The sequence below is a fragment of the Amycolatopsis orientalis genome (assembly GCF_000943515.2).
Lineage (GTDB): Bacteria > Actinomycetota > Actinomycetes > Mycobacteriales > Pseudonocardiaceae > Amycolatopsis > Amycolatopsis orientalis.
On record NZ_CP016174.1, the window covers coordinates 2993816 to 3009681 of the forward strand.

At 69.7% G+C, this 15866-nt stretch carries 12 protein-coding genes; 7 read left to right on the forward strand and 5 right to left on the reverse strand.

What is annotated here, in order from left to right; translation table 11 throughout:
- Positions 1-13 precede the first annotated feature (13 nt).
- Positions 14-577, forward strand: coding sequence for a GTP-binding protein (locus SD37_RS13340; RefSeq protein ID WP_007033694.1), 564 nt, complete (start codon positions 14-16; stop codon positions 575-577).
- A 37-nt stretch (positions 578-614) separates the two neighbouring features.
- On the opposite strand, the gene SD37_RS13345 is transcribed toward SD37_RS13340, so the two are convergent.
- The 3 genes from SD37_RS13345 to SD37_RS13355 form a co-directional block, all read right to left on the reverse strand.
- Positions 615-1172 carry a dihydrofolate reductase family protein gene (locus SD37_RS13345; protein ID WP_044854309.1) on the reverse strand — a complete coding sequence of 186 codons (558 nt, stop codon included), beginning with the start codon at positions 1170-1172 and terminating at the stop codon, positions 615-617.
- Positions 1173-1288: 116 nt separating this feature from the next.
- Positions 1289-1942 carry a DUF899 domain-containing protein gene (locus SD37_RS13350; protein WP_044854310.1) on the reverse strand — a complete coding sequence of 218 codons (654 nt, stop codon included), beginning with the start codon at positions 1940-1942 and terminating at the stop codon, positions 1289-1291.
- Positions 1935-2273: an ArsR/SmtB family transcription factor gene (locus tag SD37_RS13355; RefSeq protein ID WP_044854311.1), complete on the reverse strand. Its 339-nt coding sequence runs from the start codon at positions 2271-2273 to the stop codon at positions 1935-1937. The genes SD37_RS13350 and SD37_RS13355 overlap by 8 nt, the downstream gene beginning before the upstream one ends.
- A gap of 135 nt (positions 2274-2408) precedes the next feature.
- Here SD37_RS13355 and icmF point away from each other — a divergent pair, with 135 nt between their 5' ends.
- From icmF to SD37_RS13370, 3 genes are read left to right on the forward strand one after another with little or no spacing between them, the layout of a single operon-like run.
- Positions 2409-5645, forward strand: a complete 3237-nt coding sequence (gene icmF, locus SD37_RS13360; RefSeq protein ID WP_044854312.1) for a fused isobutyryl-CoA mutase/GTPase IcmF — start codon at positions 2409-2411, stop codon at positions 5643-5645.
- A 42-nt stretch (positions 5646-5687) separates the two neighbouring features.
- Entirely contained in the window at positions 5688-6527 is an 840-nt protein-coding gene (locus SD37_RS13365; protein ID WP_044854313.1) for an LLM class F420-dependent oxidoreductase, read from the forward strand.
- Between the two features lie 2 nt (positions 6528-6529).
- Positions 6530-7519, forward strand: coding sequence for a TIGR03557 family F420-dependent LLM class oxidoreductase (locus SD37_RS13370; protein WP_037304029.1), 990 nt, complete (start codon positions 6530-6532; stop codon positions 7517-7519).
- A gap of 83 nt (positions 7520-7602) precedes the next feature.
- On the opposite strand, the gene kstR is transcribed toward SD37_RS13370, so the two are convergent.
- Positions 7603-8250 (reverse strand): cholesterol catabolism transcriptional regulator KstR, encoded by a 648-nt coding sequence (kstR, locus tag SD37_RS13375; RefSeq protein ID WP_044854443.1) that lies wholly within the window; start codon positions 8248-8250, stop codon positions 7603-7605.
- Between the two features lie 169 nt (positions 8251-8419).
- Here kstR and SD37_RS13380 point away from each other — a divergent pair, with 169 nt between their 5' ends.
- The 3 genes from SD37_RS13380 to SD37_RS13390 all read left to right on the forward strand — a co-directional run bounded on the left by SD37_RS13380 (position 8420) and on the right by SD37_RS13390 (position 14566).
- Entirely contained in the window at positions 8420-10495 is a 2076-nt protein-coding gene (locus SD37_RS13380) for an acyl-CoA dehydrogenase (protein ID WP_044854314.1), read from the forward strand.
- A 115-nt stretch (positions 10496-10610) separates the two neighbouring features.
- Positions 10611-13385, forward strand: coding sequence for a DEAD/DEAH box helicase (locus SD37_RS13385; RefSeq protein ID WP_083254959.1), 2775 nt, complete (start codon positions 10611-10613; stop codon positions 13383-13385).
- Entirely contained in the window at positions 13385-14566 is a 1182-nt protein-coding gene (locus SD37_RS13390) for an SWIM zinc finger family protein (RefSeq protein WP_065912822.1), read from the forward strand. The genes SD37_RS13385 and SD37_RS13390 overlap by 1 nt, the downstream gene beginning before the upstream one ends.
- Positions 14567-14612: 46 nt before the next feature.
- Here SD37_RS13390 and SD37_RS13395 read toward each other — a convergent pair whose 3' ends face one another.
- Positions 14613-15860 carry an alpha/beta hydrolase gene (locus SD37_RS13395; RefSeq protein ID WP_044854317.1) on the reverse strand — a complete coding sequence of 416 codons (1248 nt, stop codon included), beginning with the start codon at positions 15858-15860 and terminating at the stop codon, positions 14613-14615.
- Between the last annotated feature and the right edge of the window lie 6 nt (positions 15861-15866).

Genomic DNA, 15866 nt, shown 5'->3' on the forward strand with positions numbered 1-15866 from the left:
CGCGCCCCCGACCATGACATCCGCGAAGATCGTCGTGGCGGGTGGCTTCGGTGCGGGTAAGACGACCTTCGTCGGTTCGGTGTCGGAGATCGTGCCGCTCACCACCGAGGCGATGATGACGGACGCCAGTCGGGGGATCGACAACCTCGACCAGACGCCCAACAAATCGACCACCACGGTCGCGATGGACTTCGGCCGGGTGTCGCTCGACGCGGACCTGATCCTCTACCTGTTCGGCACGCCCGGGCAGCAGCGGTTCTGGTTCATGTGGGACGACCTCGTCCGCGGCGCGATCGGCGCCGTGGTGCTCGCCGACACGCGGCGGCTGGCCGACTCGTTCGCGCCGATCGACTTCTTCGAGGACCGGGGCCTGCCCTACATCGTCGGGGTGAACACCTTCGACGGCATCCTCGAACACGACATCAACGACGTGCGTGAGGCGCTGTCGATCGACCCCAACATCCCGATCGTCCGCTGCGACGCCCGGGAGCGGGAGTCGACCAAGCAGACGCTGATCACGCTGGTCGAGTACGCCATGCGGCAGTGGATCGCGTTGCGCGCGAGCAACGCGAGGTGATCCTGACGGCGGCAGCGTAGGGGCTGCCGCCCGGGTTTCACTTCTTTTCGTAGGTCAGCAGGACCGCGCGCCCGTCCATCGTCCGGGTGCCGGTCAACCGCAGGTCCGTCCGGACGCCGCCCCCGAACACCTTCTTGCCGCCGCCGAGCACCACCGGCTGCACGACGACGTGGAACTCGTCGATCAGGCCGCGGTCGGCGAGCGCGGTGGCCAGTTCGGCCCCGCCCATCAGCAGCAGGTCCTTGCCGGGCCTGCTTTTGAGTTCCGTGACGCGTTCGGCGAGGTCGCCACCGATCACCTCGGTGTGCCAATCCGCCTTTTCCAGCGTGGTCGAGAAGACGATCTTGGGCGTGTTCCGCCAGATCGGCGCGTACGCGAGGTCGTGCGGGTGATCCGAGATCTCCTCCGCCCGCGGCCAGTACGACGACATCATGTCCCAGACCCGGCGTCCGTAGACGAGGGTGTCGGCGCGGTCGGTGAGTTCCTGGGAGTGCGCGGACAGCTCCGGGCCCATCGCGGCCCAGTCGAACTCGCCGGCCGGGCCCTCGATGTGGCCGTCGAGCGAGGTGTGGACTGCGTAGACGAGCTTGCGCATGGCTGGATCCCTTCGGTGTGGCGCCCGCCTTCCGGGCGCCGGACACCGAGGGGTCGGAGCCGTCGCGGGGTTCTCGACACGCCTCGACCGCATTCAGAGGACTAAATGCGGAAATCTCAGTATTCGTCGTGCCGCTTCCACCAATGCCCGGGGCCATCGGTCCCCCGGCCGGACTCCTCCCAGGACTCCTGGCGCCCGAGCGGCGTCAGGTCCAGGTACCGCAGCGTCCCCACCAGCTGGTCGGCGCCGCGGCCGGAGGTGAAGTACGTCCGGAACACGTCGTCGCCGTCACGCAGGAAGACACTGACGCCGAACCCGCCGTCGACGCCGCAGTCCGGATTGAAGTCGCCGTCGGTCGAGACCCACGGGACGGTCCAGCCCATCCGCTCCTTATAGCTCTCGATTTCGGGCAGCGTCGCGGGCGCGACCACGTACAGCGTGGTGTCGCGGGCGTGCAGGTGCGCGAGGTGGCCGATGTTGTCCACGACCATCGAGCAGCCGGGGCAACCCGCCTTCTGGCCCGGGTTGAGCATGAAGTGGTAGACGATCAGCTGGCGTCGTCCCTCGAACAAGTCCAGGAGGGTGACCCGGCCCTGGGGCCCCTCGAATTCGTACTTGTTGTCGAAGCGGACCATCGGGAGCCTTCGCCGTTCGGCGGCGATCGCGTCCGCGGCGCGGCTGAGTTCTTTCTCCTTGACCAGCAGCGCGTCTCGTGCGATCTGCCAGTCCTTCGCCGGGACGACTTCCGGCAGTGTGGCGGTCTCAGTCATTTCGTTCGCCTTTCTGAAGTTCGGCCAGGTGCTGTTCCATGCGGTCGAAGCCGCCTTCCCAGAAGCGCCGGTACCGCTCGACCCAGCCGGCGACGTCGCCGAGCGGGGCGGCCTCCAGCCGGCAGGGCCGCCACTGCGCGGTCCGGCTCCGGCTGATCAAGCCCGCGCGTTCGAGCACCTTCAGGTGTTTGGAGATGGCCTGGAGGCTGACCGGGAAGGGCTCGGCCAGCTCGTTGACGCTGGCCTCGCCGGTGGCGAGCCGGGCGAGGATGGCCCGCCGGGTGGGGTCCGCCAAGGCGGCGAACGTGGCGCTGAGCTGATCAGTGGTCATCGCTGCTCAATCAATCGGTTGTTTAACCTTTGGGTTGAATATACTGGTGTGTGTTGATCTGTCAAGGACGAGTGAGAGCGCCATCACGCGAGTGGATGGGTTTAAAACAGTAGGAAGTCCAAGTATTTTGGAGGGATGAGCAGCGAACTGCACCGGCCCGTGAACCCCGTTCGCTTCGTGACGGCGTCGAGCCTCTTCGACGGGCATGACGCGTCCATCAACATCATGCGGCGCATCCTGCAGTCGCAGGGTGCGGAGGTCGTGCACCTGGGGCACAACCGTTCGGTCGACGAGGTCGCCACCGCGGCCATCGCCGAGGACGTCCAGGGCGTGGCCATCAGCGCTTACCAGGGCGGGCACGTCGAGTACTTCAGCTACCTGGTCGAGCTGCTGAACGAACGCGGCGCCGGGCACATCAAGGTGTTCGGCGGCGGGGGCGGGGTCATCGTCCGCGAGGAGATCGAGCTGCTGCACTCGCGGGGTGTCGCGCGGATCTTCTCGCCGGAGGACGGCTACGAGATGGGCCTCCCGGGCATGATCAACCTGATGATCAAGGCCTGCGACACGGACTTGTCCGCGCAGTCGCCCGGCTCGCTGGACAAACTGCTTTCGGGTGACATCCCGGCGTTGTCCCGCGTGATCACCCAGCTTCAGCGTGAATCGCTCCCGGAGGAGTGGCTCGACGCGATCACCGAGGCCGCGAAGGCGCGCCAGGTGCCGGTCCTGGGCATCACCGGAACGGGTGGTTCCGGCAAGTCGTCGCTCACCGACGAGCTGATCCGCCGGTTCCGGCTGGACCAGGAGGACAAGCTCCGCATCGCCGTGCTGGCCGTCGACCCGTCGCGCCGCAAGGGCGGGGGAGCGCTGCTCGGCGACCGCATCCGGATGAACTGCCTCGACGGCAGCCCCGTCTACTTCCGTTCGCTGGCCACGCGGACCACCAGCGGCGAGATCCCCGCCGGGCTCTCCGAGTCGATCCTCGCCTGCAAGGCCGCCGGTTTCGACCTCGTGATCGTCGAGACGCCGGGTATCGGCCAGGGCGACGCCGGGATCGTCGACTACGTGGACCAGTCGCTGTATGTCATGACGCCGGAGTTCGGCGCGGCTTCGCAGCTGGAGAAGATCGACATGCTCGACTTCGCCGACGCGGTGGCGATCAACAAGTTCGAGCGCCGCGGCGCCGAGGACGCCCGCCGCGACGTCGCGCGTCAGCTCGTCCGCAACCGTGAGGCGTTCAGCTCCTCGCCCGAGGACATGCCGGTCTACGGCACCAGCGCCGCGAAGTTCAACGACGACGGCGTCACCGCGCTGTACCAGCACTTGCGCGACACGCTCGCCGAACGCGGCCTGACCGTCTCGCCCGGCGTGCTGCCGAAGGTCGAGGGCAAGGTCTCCACCGACGCCAGCACCATCATCCCGGCCAACCGCTCGCGCTACCTCGCGGAGATCGCCGAGACCCTCCGCGGCTACCACGCCAAGACCGAGCAGCAGGTCGCCGCGCTGCGCAAGTACGAGCACCTCGCCGCCGCCAAGGAGGCGCTGGCCACCGTCGACGCGAGCACCGACGCGCTCGACGGCCTGCTCGCCGCCGCCGAGTCCGATGTGGACGGTGAGTCGACGAACCTGCTTTCGCGCTTCCGCGAACTCGCCGAGTCCTACCGTGCCGACGAGCTGGTCGTGAAGATCCGCGACAAGGAACTGCACACCCAGCTCTGGCGCGACACGCTGTCCGGCAACCGGATCCCGCGCGTGGCGCTGCCGCGCTACACCGAATCCGGCGAGCTGCTGTCCTTCCTGCGCCGCGAGCACCTGCCCGGATACTTCCCGTACACCGCGGGCGTCTTCCCCTTCAAACGCGAGGGCGAGGACCCGGCGCGGATGTTCGCCGGTGAGGGCGATCCCTTCCGTACCAACAAACGCTTCAAGCTCTTGTCGGCCGATTCGGAGGCGAAGCGCCTTTCGACCGCGTTCGACTCCGTGACGCTCTACGGCCACGACCCGCACACCCGCCCCGACATCTACGGCAAGGTCGGCACCTCCGGCGTGTCCATCGCGACGCTCGAAGACATGAAGGTGCTCTATGACGGCTTCGACCTGACCTCGCCGAGCACTTCGGTGTCTATGACGATCAACGGCCCGGCGCCGACGATCCTCGCCTTCTTCCTCAACACCGCGATCGACCAGCGCGTCGAGGCGTTCAAGGCCGAGCACGGCCGCGCGCCGTCCGAAGCCGAGGCCGCCGAACTGCGTGAATGGGCGCTGCGCAACGTCCGCGGCACCGTGCAGGCGGACATCCTGAAGGAGGACCAGGGGCAGAACACCTGCATCTTCTCCACCGAGTTCAGCCTGCGCATGATGGCCGACATCCAGGAATGGTTCATCGAGCACGGCGTCCGGAACTTCTACTCGGTGTCGATCTCCGGCTATCACATCGCCGAGGCGGGGGCGAACCCGATCTCGCAGCTGGCGTTCACCCTGTCGAACGGGTTCACCTACGTCGAGAGCTACCTCGCGCGCGGGATGGACATCGACGATTTCGCGCCGAACCTGTCGTTCTTCTTCTCCAACGGGATGGACGCCGAGTACTCGGTGCTGGGCCGGGTCGCGCGGCGGATCTGGGCGGTCGCGATGCGCGAGCGCTACGGTGCCAACGAGCGCTCGCAGAAGCTCAAGTACCACGTGCAGACCTCCGGCCGGTCGCTGCACGCGCAGGAGATGAGCTTCAACGACATCCGCACCACGCTGCAGGCGCTGTGCGCGTTGTACGACAACGCGAACTCCTTGCACACCAACGCTTTCGACGAGGCGATCACCACGCCGTCGGAGAGTTCGGTCCGGCGGGCGATGGCCATCCAGATGATCATCAACAAGGAGTGGGGCCTGTCGAAGAACGAGAACCCGTTGCAGGGCTCGTTCATCATCGACGAGCTGACCGACCTGGTCGAAGAGGCCGTCCTGCTGGAATTCGACCGGATCTCCGAACGCGGCGGCGTACTGGGCGCGATGGAGACCGGCTACCAGCGGGGCAAGATCCAGGACGAGTCGATCCTGTACGAACGCCAGAAGCACGACGGGACGCTGCCGATCATCGGCGTCAACACCTTCCGCAACCCGAACGCTGGCGAAGACGACATCGAGGTCGAACTCGCGCGGGCGACCGAGGACGAGAAGCGGTCGCAGCTGGAGCGGCTCGAGGACTTCCAGCGACGGCACCACGCCGAGGCGCAGGTGGCGCTCAAGACGCTGCGCGAGGCGGCGACCCGCGGCGGCAACCTGTTCGGCGTGCTGATGGACGCGGCGCGGGTGTGCTCGCTCGGCCAGATCACGGAGGCGTTCTTCGAGGTGGGTGGTCAGTACCGCCGCAACGTCTAGCGGGCGGGAATATCGCGGGGTGTGTTCGGGTAGTTGCTGAACATGGAGATCGGAATCGCCACCTTCATCACCGATGAAGGCATCAGGCCGGACGTCCTCGCGGCCGCGGTCGAGGAGCGGGGGTTCAGCTCGCTCCAGATCGCGGAGCATTCCCACATCCCGGTCAGCCGGGAGTCGCCGTATCCGGGCGGCGGCGAACTGCCGCGGATCTACTACCGGACCTTGGACCCGTTCGTCGCGCTGACGGCGGCGGCCGTGGCCACGTCGACCCTGAAACTGGGCACCGGCGTCGCGCTGCTGCAGCAACGCGACGTCATCCACACGGCGAAAGAGGTCGCTTCGCTGGACCTGGTTTCGGAAGGCCGGTTCCTGTTCGGCGTCGGCGTCGGGTGGAACCGGGAGGAGATGCGCAACCACGGCACGGATCCGCGCACCCGGGGCGCGCTCGTGGACGAGCAGCTCGCCGCGCTGAAGGAGATCTGGACGAAGGACGAGGCCGAATTCCACGGCAAGCTCGTCGACTTCGACCCGATCTTCGCGTGGCCGAAGCCGGTACAGAAGCCGCATCCGCCGATCTACATCGGCGGCGCGGGGGAGAAGGTGATGCGGCGGATCGCCGGGTTCGGTGACGGCTGGCTGCCCCACGCCCAGACCCCGCCGGAGGAACTCCGCCGGGCGCGCCAGTGGCTGGCCGACCAGGGCCGGAGTGACATCAAGTTCTCCGCCTTCGGTGCTCCCCCGGAAGAGGCGGCGCTGAGCAGGCTGGTGGAGGGCGGCGTCGACGAGACCACGCTCTTCCTGCCGACAGAGCCCGAAGCGGCCACACTGGAACGACTCGACCAGTTCGCGAAGGTCGCCGAGAGCTTTCGAAAGGGGCAATAGGCGTGACTGAGGTTCAAATCGGCTTGGCCGCGGCACTGGAGCAGTTCTCGCCGCGCGAGTCGATCCGGCTGGCGGCGCTGGCCGAACAGCACGGGTTCTCCGGCCAGATGGCCGCCGACCACTTCCAGCCCTGGGTCCCGCAGCAGGGTGAGGCCTCGTTCGTGTGGAGTGTGCTCGCCTCGTTGGCGGAGAACACCACCGGCGACCTCGGACCGGGCGTCACCTGCCCGTCGTTCCGGCTGCACCCGTCGATGGTCGCGCAGGCCGCGGCGACGCTGGAGGCGACCTACCCCGGCCGGACCTGGCTCGGCATCGGCTCCGGCGAGGCGCTCAACGAACACGTCATCGGCGGCTACTGGCCCGAGGCGCCCGAGCGGGTGCGGCGGATGTTCGAGGCGCTGGAGGTCATCCGGAAGCTGTTCACCGGCAAGGACGTCAAGCACAGCGGCGAGTTCTTCAAACTGCACACCACCCGGCTGTGGACCCTGCCGGACGAGCCGCCGCCGATCTACATCGCGTCGGCAGGCCCGTACACCTCGCGCAAGACCGGGGAACTCGCCGACGGACTGATCACGCCGGGCGCGTCGATCGAGAAACTCGCCGGCATCCTGGACAACTTCGGCACGGGCGCGCGCAAGGCGGGCAAGGATCCGGACTCGATGCCGAAACTGCTGCAGGTGCACCTGTCGTGGGCCGAGGACGACGAGACGGCGTGGGCCAACGCGATGGACCAGTGGCCCAACGGCGGCATGAAGTTCCCGAAGGCCGACATCCGCTCGCCGTTCGACTTCGCGCAGATGGCGAAACTGGTGCGGCGCGAGGACTTCGAGGGCCGCATGGTCGTCTCCTCCGACCCGGACGTGCACCGCGCGTCGCTGCAGAAGTTCATCGACGCCGGCTTCAACCGGATCTACATCCACAACGTGGGGCGGAACCAGGACGAGTTCATCGAGACCTTCGGGCGGGACGTGCTGCCGAAGCTGACCGCCTGACCCGCTTCACCCGTGCCATGAAAGGTCCTTTCCTTGCAAATTTCGCAAGGAAAGGACCTTTCATGGCACGAGAGCGAGGCAGGTCAGCCGTTCTTGTCCAGCAGCAGGTGCACCGACAGTTCCAGCCGGTTCGCGACGTCGGCCGCGGAGGCGCGCCGGGTCACCCAGGCGACCAGGTTCGCCATCCAGACGTCGGCGATGACGTGGAAGATGTCGCGATCGGCCTCGGTCGGGTCCTCGATGCCCATGGCCTTGGCGAACATGTTCTCCATCAGCCGCCCGACCTGCTCGACCTCGGCGGCCGCGGTGGTGTCGGCGAACATGAACGCGCGGACCATGGCTTCGGTCAGGTGCGGGTCGCGCTGCATCAGCCGGGTGTTGCGGCCGAGGACGAACATCAGCCGCTCGCTCGGGGTGTCGCCGGGGATGGCGGCGCGTTCGAGTTTCTCCTGCGCGCGTTCGAATTCCCTCGCCAGTCCGGAGACGAGCAGGTGGATCTTCGAGGGGAAGTAGCGGTACAGCGTGCCGAGCGCGACGTCCGCCTTCTCGGCGACCGCCCGCATCTGGACCGCGTCGTACCCGCCCTTCGCGGCGAGGGTCAGGGTCGCGTCGATGATGCGGCGGCGGCGGTCGCGTTGTGCCGCGGAACCGAGTTCTTCGCCACCCAGCGCGGAGAGACCGTTGCCGCTTCGCGCCTTCGCGCTCGTGGGTGCCTTGGCCTTCCCTGGCATCGCCACGCCCCCTTCGTCGAACCGCTCTACCAACCGAGCTTCGGAACTTGTTCCACTTTCCCCGCGTAGCGTACCTAAGCGGACGAACGGTTCAAGTCGCGACCCATTGGGCAAGAAACTGTAACACGTTCTACACTCGCCGGTAGGTCACCGCGAGGAGGTCCCACCCGTGTCGATCGCGCTCACCGAAGAACAGGCGGCGCTGGCCGCGTCGATCCGGGCGTGGGCGGCCGCCGCCCGGCCGGTCGACGCCATCCGAAGCGGACGGATCGCCGGGCCGCCGCCGGGGCTGGCGGAACTCGGCCTGTTCGGCGTCGCGATCCCCGAAGACGTCGGCGGCGCGGGCGGGACGCTCGCCGATCTCGCCGCCGGACTCGCCGAAGCGGCCGAAGCGCTCGTACCCGGTCCTGTGCTCGGGACGGCACTGGGCGGCGCGTTGCTCGCGACGGTTCCCCAGGCCGCCAAGGAGATCCTGCCCGGTCTCGCGGACGGGACCGAACGGCTGGCGGTGGTGCTCGGCCCCGGCCTCCGTATCTCGGATTCGGTCGTCGACGGCGCGTCAGGACCGGCTCTGGACGTGCACCCGTCGGCATGGTCGCTGGTCTCCGACGGGGACCTTTCCGCGCTCATTCCACCTGGGACGTCCGGAGTGGACATAACGTCGGAAGACCCGTTCGACGTCTCCCGGCCGGTCGGCCGGATCCGGTGCGCGGGCGTGCGGGCCGAAGCGGTTTTCGAGTCGCTGCCCGTGGACGCCTACGCGGCCACGCTCGGCACCGCCGAGGCCGCCGGTATCACTCGATGGTGTCTCCGGACCGCCGTCGAGTACGCGAAAGTGCGGGAGCAGTTCGGTCGTCCCATCGGGTCGTTCCAGGCCATCAAGCATCTTTGCGCGGAAATGCTCTGCCGGGCCGAAGCCACCGACGCGCTCGCCTGGGACGCGGCGAGGGCCGCCGACGACCCGGCGCAGCATCCTCTCGCGGCCGCGACGGCGGCGGCCTACGCCCTCGACGCGGCCGTGGCCAACGCGAAGGACTGCATCCAGGTCCTCGGCGGCATCGGCTTCACCTGGGAACATGACGCGCATTTCTACCTGCGCCGCGCGGTCGCGCTGCGGCAGTGGCTGGGCGGCTCCGCGCGCTGGCGCCGTCGCGCGGCCGGTCTCGCGGTGCGCGGCGTCCGCCGGACGCTGGGCGTCGACGTCGGGGAGGACACCGGACTCCGTGACCTGGTCGGGGAAATCGCCGCCCTGCCCGAGCCCGCCCGGCGCGTCGCGCTGGCCGACAACGGATTGCTGGCGCCGCATTGGCCTTCGCCGTACGGGCGGGGCGCGACGGCCGCCGAGCAACTGCGGATCGACGCCGCCCTCGACCGCGCGGGTGTCCGCCGCCCCGATCTCGTCATCGGCGCCTGGGCCGTGCCGACGTTGCTGGAACACGGCTCCCCGGCGCAGCGCGAACGGTTCGCCGCGCCCACTCTGCGCGGCGAGATCACCTGGTGCCAGCTGTTCAGCGAGCCCGAGGCGGGCTCGGATCTCGCGTCGCTCCGCACGACGGCCAGGCGCGTCGACGGCGGCTGGCTGCTGAACGGCCAGAAGGTGTGGACCTCGCTCGCGCGCGAAGCCGATTGGGCGATCTGCCTGGCGCGCACCGATCCGGACGCGCCGAAACACCAGGGCATCACCTACTTCCTCGTCGACATGACCGCCGGCGGGATCAGCACGCGCCCGCTGCGCGAGATCACCGGGGACGCCGTCTTCAACGAGGTGTTCCTCGACGACGTCTTCGTCCCGGACGACCAGGTGGTCGGCGAGGTCGGTGGCGGCTGGCGGCTCGCGCGGACGACGCTGGCGAACGAACGGGTCGCCCTCGGCAGCGGGTCCGCGGTGGGGGAGGGCGTGGAGAAGCTGCTCGCCACCGTCGGCGAGGATGCCGATCAGGAAAGTCTCGGTGCGCTGATCGCCGAAGGCAGCGCTTGTTCGGTGCTGGACCTGCGGGCGACGCTGCGGCGGCTCGACGGCCAGGACCCGGGCGCCGAGTCGAGTGTGCGCAAACTGCTGGGCGTCCGGCACCGGCAGGCGGTGGCGGAGTTCGCGCTGGAATCGCTCGGTGCGGACGCCCTCGTGGCCGGCGATCCGGCGCAGCACGAGTTCCTGCTGACCCGGTGCCTCAGTATCGCGGGCGGCACGACTCAGGTGCTGCTGTCGCTGACGGCCGAACGGCTGCTGGGACTTCCGCGGTCCTGAAAGTCCCGGTCACGGCCTCGCGGGATGTTATGAACGGGACTTTCATTGCGAAATTCGTTATGAAAGTCCCGTTCATAACACCGCCGCGAGCCGGTTGTCGGTCCCGTGCTCTAGCGTGCGGGGCGTGGAGTTCGGCACAGCGACCCAGGCCACCTTCGTCCCCTCGGATCCCCCGCGGGACGGACTTCTGGCGCTCTGGGGAGACGACGTGGCGGGTGACACCGCGATCGAACTCGTGCTTCCGGCGGGCAAGGAGAACAAGGTCTTCCGGCGCACGAAGGTCGACGCGGCGCTCGTCCCGCTGTCACGCGCGATTCCCCGGCTGCTGACCGCGGAAGGCGAGCTGAGCCCGGCCATCGCCGCGTGGTCGGCCGTCGCCGAGGCGGGGGTGAACCTCATCGCCCGGGGCAGGCTGCTGCCCGCGGCTTCACCCGGCGGGGTGGATTCGTGGCGGGTCGGCCCGCTCGACGTCGCCGACGAGGAGCTGCTGCGCGGGCTCGCCGCCGCGCTGCCGCCCGAGGCGCACGCGTTGCCGTTGTCCGGGGTGAAACGGATCCGGCTGCACTCGCCGGAGTCGTTGATCCGCGCGCTCTGGGACGCGACGGCGGACGTGCTGGTGCGCACGCCCGCCGCGCGGGTCACGGCGGGCGGCCCGGCCTTCGCGGCGGCCGAGCCGACACTGGTGGGGCCGGACGGCGCCGCCTGGCTCGCGGAACTGAGCGCCCGGCAGGCCCAGGGCGCGCATCTCGTCCTGCGCATGGAGGTGCACGAGCCCGAGAACCCCGAAGAAGAGCCCACGTTCGCCGCCGTCCTCGCCGTGCGGAGCGCCGCCGACCCGAGCCTGATCGTCGAGGCGGCGACGCTGTGGGACGCGCCCGAAGCGGTACTGGAGCGGATGGGCGAACAGGTCGAGACGCAGTTGCTGCTGGGGCTTCGGCGCGGCGCCCGGGCGTGGGCGCCGCTGGGCCGGATGCTGCGGTCGGCCGCGCCCGCCGAACTGGCGCTGGAGTACGACGAGGTCGTCGACCTGCTGACCCACGGTGACGCGGCGCTGGGCGGCGCCGGCATCGAGGTGCAATGGCCGAAGGACCTCTTCGCGGGCGAACTGAAGGCGAAGGCGAGCGCGACGCAGGCGCCCGGCAGTGTCACCGGGCCCGAGTTCACGCTCAAGAGCCTGCTGCAGTTCCGCTGGCGGCTGAGCGTCGGAGACGAGGAACTCACCGACGCGGAGGTCACCGCGCTCGCCGAGGCGAAACGGCCGCTGGTGCGGTTGCGCGGCAAGTGGATCAAGGTCGACGCCCGCCTGCTCGCGAAGGTGCGGGCCCATCGCGCGAAGAAGCTGTCCGGGGCGGAGGCCCTGGCCGCGGCGCTCACCGGCGAACTGGAGCTGGACGGGGAGAAGGTCGAGTTCACCGCCCCGTCGGCGCTGACCGGACTGCTCCAGCGGATCCGCGACTCGGCCGCGGAACCGATCGAGCAGCCCGCGGAGCTGCGCGCCACCCTGCGGCCGTACCAGAAGGCGGGCCTGGCGTGGCTGGCCACGATGACCGGACTCGGCCTCGGCGCCTGCCTCGCCGACGACATGGGGCTCGGCAAGACGATCCAGCTCATCTCCCTGCACCTGCACCGGCGGCCGCTCAAGGAGGGGCCCACCCTCGTCCTGTGCCCGACGTCGTTGCTGGGCAACTGGGAACGGGAGTTCGCCCGGTTCGCCCCGGAGATCCCGGTGCGCCGGTTCCACGGCGGGGGACGGCATCTCGACGAGGTCGCGCCGGACGAGGTCGTGCTCGCCACGTACGGCGTCCTCCGCCGGGATCGCGCGACACTGTCCGAAGTGGACTGGGGGATGATCGCCGCCGACGAGGCGCAGCACGTCAAGAACCCGCTTTCGGTGACGGCCAAGGAACTGCGGAAGATCCCGGCCGCCGCGAAGGTCGCGCTGACCGGGACGCCGATGGAGAACCGGCTCACCGAACTGTGGTCCATCATCGATTGGACGACCCCGGGGCTGCTCGGTTCGCTCGACGGGTTCCGCCGCAAGGTGGCCCGTCCGATCGAGCGGAACCGCGACACCGTCGCGACCGAACGGCTTGCCGCGACCGTCCGGCCGTTCCTGTTGCGCCGCAAGAAGACCGACCCGGACATCGCCCCCGAACTGCCGCGCAAGACCGAGACCGACCGGTTCGTCCCGCTCACCGCCGAGCAGACGACGTTGTACGAGGCTGTGGTCCGGGAGAACCTCGCGATGATCCGCGAACTGGACGGGGTGGCGCGGCGCGGCCAGGTGCTCAAACTGCTCACCGAGCTCAAGCAGATCTGCAACCATCCGGCGCAGTACCTCAAGGAACCCGGGGTGCTGCACGGCCGCTCCGGGAAGCTCGCCGCCTTCGAGGAACTGCTCGACGTCATCTTGGACGAGGGCGACAGCGTGCTCGTGTTCAGCCAGTACGTCCAGCTGTGCCGCCTGCTGGAGAAACGTCTCGCCGAACGCGGGCTGCCCACGATGCTGCTGTCCGGATCGAGCACGCCCAAGGTCCGCGAGGAGATGGTCGCCCGGTTCCAGGCGGGCGAGGTCCCGGTGTTCCTGCTCTCGCTCAAGGCGGGGGGCGTCGGGCTCAACCTGACCAAGGCCACCCACGTGATCCACTACGACCGCTGGTGGAACCCGGCGGTCGAGGACCAGGCCACCGACCGCGCGTACCGGATCGGGCAGGACAGGCCAGTCCAGGTGCACCGGCTGATCGCCGAAGGCACGCTCGAGGAACGCATCGCCACCGTCCTGGAGACCAAACGCGGACTGGCCGACGCGGTCATCGGCGCGGGCGAGAACTGGATCACCGAACTGTCCGACGACGAACTCGCCGACCTCGTCCGGCTCGGGGAGACCTGATGCCCGGCGCGACCAAGCGGAAGCGGCGCACCTTCGGCAACACCTGGTGGGGCAAGGCGTGGGTCGAGGCGCTGGAAGACCGCGCCAAACTCGACCCGAACCGGCTGCCGCGCGGGCGCACGTACGCGCGCAAGGGCACGGTCAGCGACCTGGCCGTCGACACGGGTGAGGTGACGGCCCGGGTGCAGGGCAGCCGTGCCTTGCCCTACCGGGTGACGATCCACATGCGGGCGTTCACCGGGGAACAGTGGGAGAGCCTGCTCGGCATGGTCGGTGCGCGGCTCGGGCACGTCGCCGCCCTCCTCGACGGCGAACTGCCCGGCGAGCTGGCCGAGGACGCGCGGGCCGCCGGCGCGGATCTGCTGCCCGGCCCCGGCGATCTCCGTCCGAAGTGTTCCTGCCCCGACAGCGCGAACCCGTGCAAGCACGTGGCGGCGGTGTACTACCTGGTCGCGGACGAGGTCGACGCCGATCCGTTCGTGTTGTTCCTGCTCCGTGGCCGTCCACGGGAGGCCGTGCTCGCGGAACTGCGGTCCCGCCGGGCGCCCGCGAGCGCGCCGGGCAAGCGGGTGCGGGCCCCCGCCGCGCCCGGCGTGGACCCGAAACGCGCCTACACCCGGCGGATCGCCGCACTGCCGCCGCGGCCCGCCGTCCCGGGGACGGTCGGGCCGCCCGCCGTCCTCGACCTCGATCCGCCGCATCGCACGGGCTGGAGCGGCGACACCTTCGCGGAACTCGCCGCCGACGCCGCCGCGAGGGCCTGGGAACTGCTGGTCATGGGGCCCGGAGAGGAAACCGAGCTGTCGTTCGAGGAGGCCCTCGCCCGCCGCGCCGCCGGGCGCCCGGACACGATCGCCGAACTCGCCGAGGCCGCCCAGGTCCCGGCGCGGGAGCTGGCCGCCTGGGCGCAGGCCTGGGGTGAGGCGGGCAGGGGCGGGATGGCGGTCGCCCGGGAGGTCTGGCGGCCGGGACAGGCGCCGCTCGTGCGGGCCAAGGCGGATCTGGCCGAATCGGGACTGCCGGGGGAACCGAAGACCTGGCGGAACCGGATCACCCAAGGCGATCTGCAACTCCGCTACGGCCGCGACGAACGCTGGTACCGCTTCGTGCGCGACGGCGAGGGCTGGCGGGTCGACGGCCCGTCGTCCGCCCGTCCGGCCGACGTGATCTACCCACCTTGACCCTGGCCTCGTGAGTGGTGATGACGGTTCTAACCGTCATCACCACTCACGAGGCGGTGGACCGTCGTCGCCAGGTGCGGTAGCTCCACTCCAGGAACCGTTCGACCCCGCGGACCACATGGGCGCTGCGGATCGAGGGGAAGACGTCGAAGGCGTGCTGCGCGCCGGAGAGTTCCGCGTAGGCGACCTCGCGTTTGGACGTCTCCCGCAGGCGCCGGACGAATTCGCGGGCCTCGCCCACCGGCACCAGCGAGTCATGGACGCCGTGGATGACGAAGAACGGCGGTGCGTCTTCGGTGATCCGGTCGAGCGGCGAGGCCGCGATGTAGTCGTCGAGAAAGTTCACCGGATCCCTGTCCGCCTCGAAGACGTGCCGGGCGATCAGCGTCTTCAGCCGTGCCTGGCTGGAGCGCCGTCCGCTGGTCGCGGCGAAGTCGTACACGCCGTAGTGCGGCACGCACGCCTGGATGCTCGTGTCGGCTTCGGTGAAGTCAGGCTGCATCGCCGGGTCGTTCGCGGTCAGCGCCAGCAGCGCCGCGAGATGCCCGCCCGCCGAACCCCCGGTCACGGCGACGAACGACGGGTCGCCGCCGTAGGACGCGGCGTTGTCCCTGATCCACGCCAGCGCGCGTTTGGCCGCGACGATATGCGCGGGCCAGCGGACGGCGGGGGAGAGCGGGTAGTTGATCGCGACGCAGATCCAGCCGCGTTTGGCCATGTGCAGCATCAGCGGCAGGCCCTGCTGGTCCTTGTTGCCGATCATCCACGCGCCACCGTGCACCTGCAGCAGGATCGGCGCGCCGGTGACCGGTTCACGCGGGGAGTAGACGTCGAGCAGGAACCGCTTCCCGCCCGGCGCGTAGGCGATGTTCCGTTTCCGCCGCACCTCGGGGTCGCGCATGCGGAACGGCAGGGCCAGCTGGCCCCACGGCGTCGCGAGGTCGGTCGGGCTCGGCGGATGCACCAGCTCGCCGGTGTAGGCCTCGCCGATGCCTTCGGTGAGCGCGGTCTCGATCTCGCCGCGGGCACGCTGGGATTGGGCGATCAGCGTGCCGAGCCCGGCCGCCGACGCGGCCGCGAGCGCGAGCCCGGCCTTGCTCGACCGACCCCGGTGCCGCGCGACGTGCGCCGCCGCGTCGGCCGCGGTGAGCGCGAGCAGATGCGGTGCGAGTTCCCCGGTGAGCCAGCCCGCGAAGAACGCCGGGACCGCCGTCCGGGCGTTGCGCGGCGGCTTGAGCGCGTTCGCGGTGAGCGCGAGCTGGAGTGCCTGGCGGAGGACGAAACTCGGCTGCATGGGAGC

Excerpts from the sequence above, each read along its gene's own strand:
- kstR (WP_044854443.1), bottom strand. The coding sequence starts at position 8,250 with ATGCCAGGGAAGGCCAAGGCACCCACGAGCGCGAAGGCGCGAAGCGGC.
- SD37_RS13355 (WP_044854311.1), bottom strand. The coding sequence starts at position 2,273 with ATGACCACTGATCAGCTCAGCGCCACGTTCGCCGCCTTGGCGGACCCC.
- SD37_RS13395 (WP_044854317.1), bottom strand. The coding sequence starts at position 15,860 with ATGCAGCCGAGTTTCGTCCTCCGCCAGGCACTCCAGCTCGCGCTCACC.
- icmF (WP_044854312.1), top strand. The coding sequence starts at position 2,409 with ATGAGCAGCGAACTGCACCGGCCCGTGAACCCCGTTCGCTTCGTGACG.
- SD37_RS13345 (WP_044854309.1), bottom strand. The coding sequence starts at position 1,172 with ATGCGCAAGCTCGTCTACGCAGTCCACACCTCGCTCGACGGCCACATC.
- SD37_RS13390 (WP_065912822.1), top strand. The coding sequence starts at position 13,385 with ATGCCCGGCGCGACCAAGCGGAAGCGGCGCACCTTCGGCAACACCTGG.
- SD37_RS13340 (WP_007033694.1), top strand. The coding sequence starts at position 14 with ATGACATCCGCGAAGATCGTCGTGGCGGGTGGCTTCGGTGCGGGTAAG.
- SD37_RS13365 (WP_044854313.1), top strand. The coding sequence starts at position 5,688 with ATGGAGATCGGAATCGCCACCTTCATCACCGATGAAGGCATCAGGCCG.
- SD37_RS13350 (WP_044854310.1), bottom strand. The coding sequence starts at position 1,942 with ATGACTGAGACCGCCACACTGCCGGAAGTCGTCCCGGCGAAGGACTGG.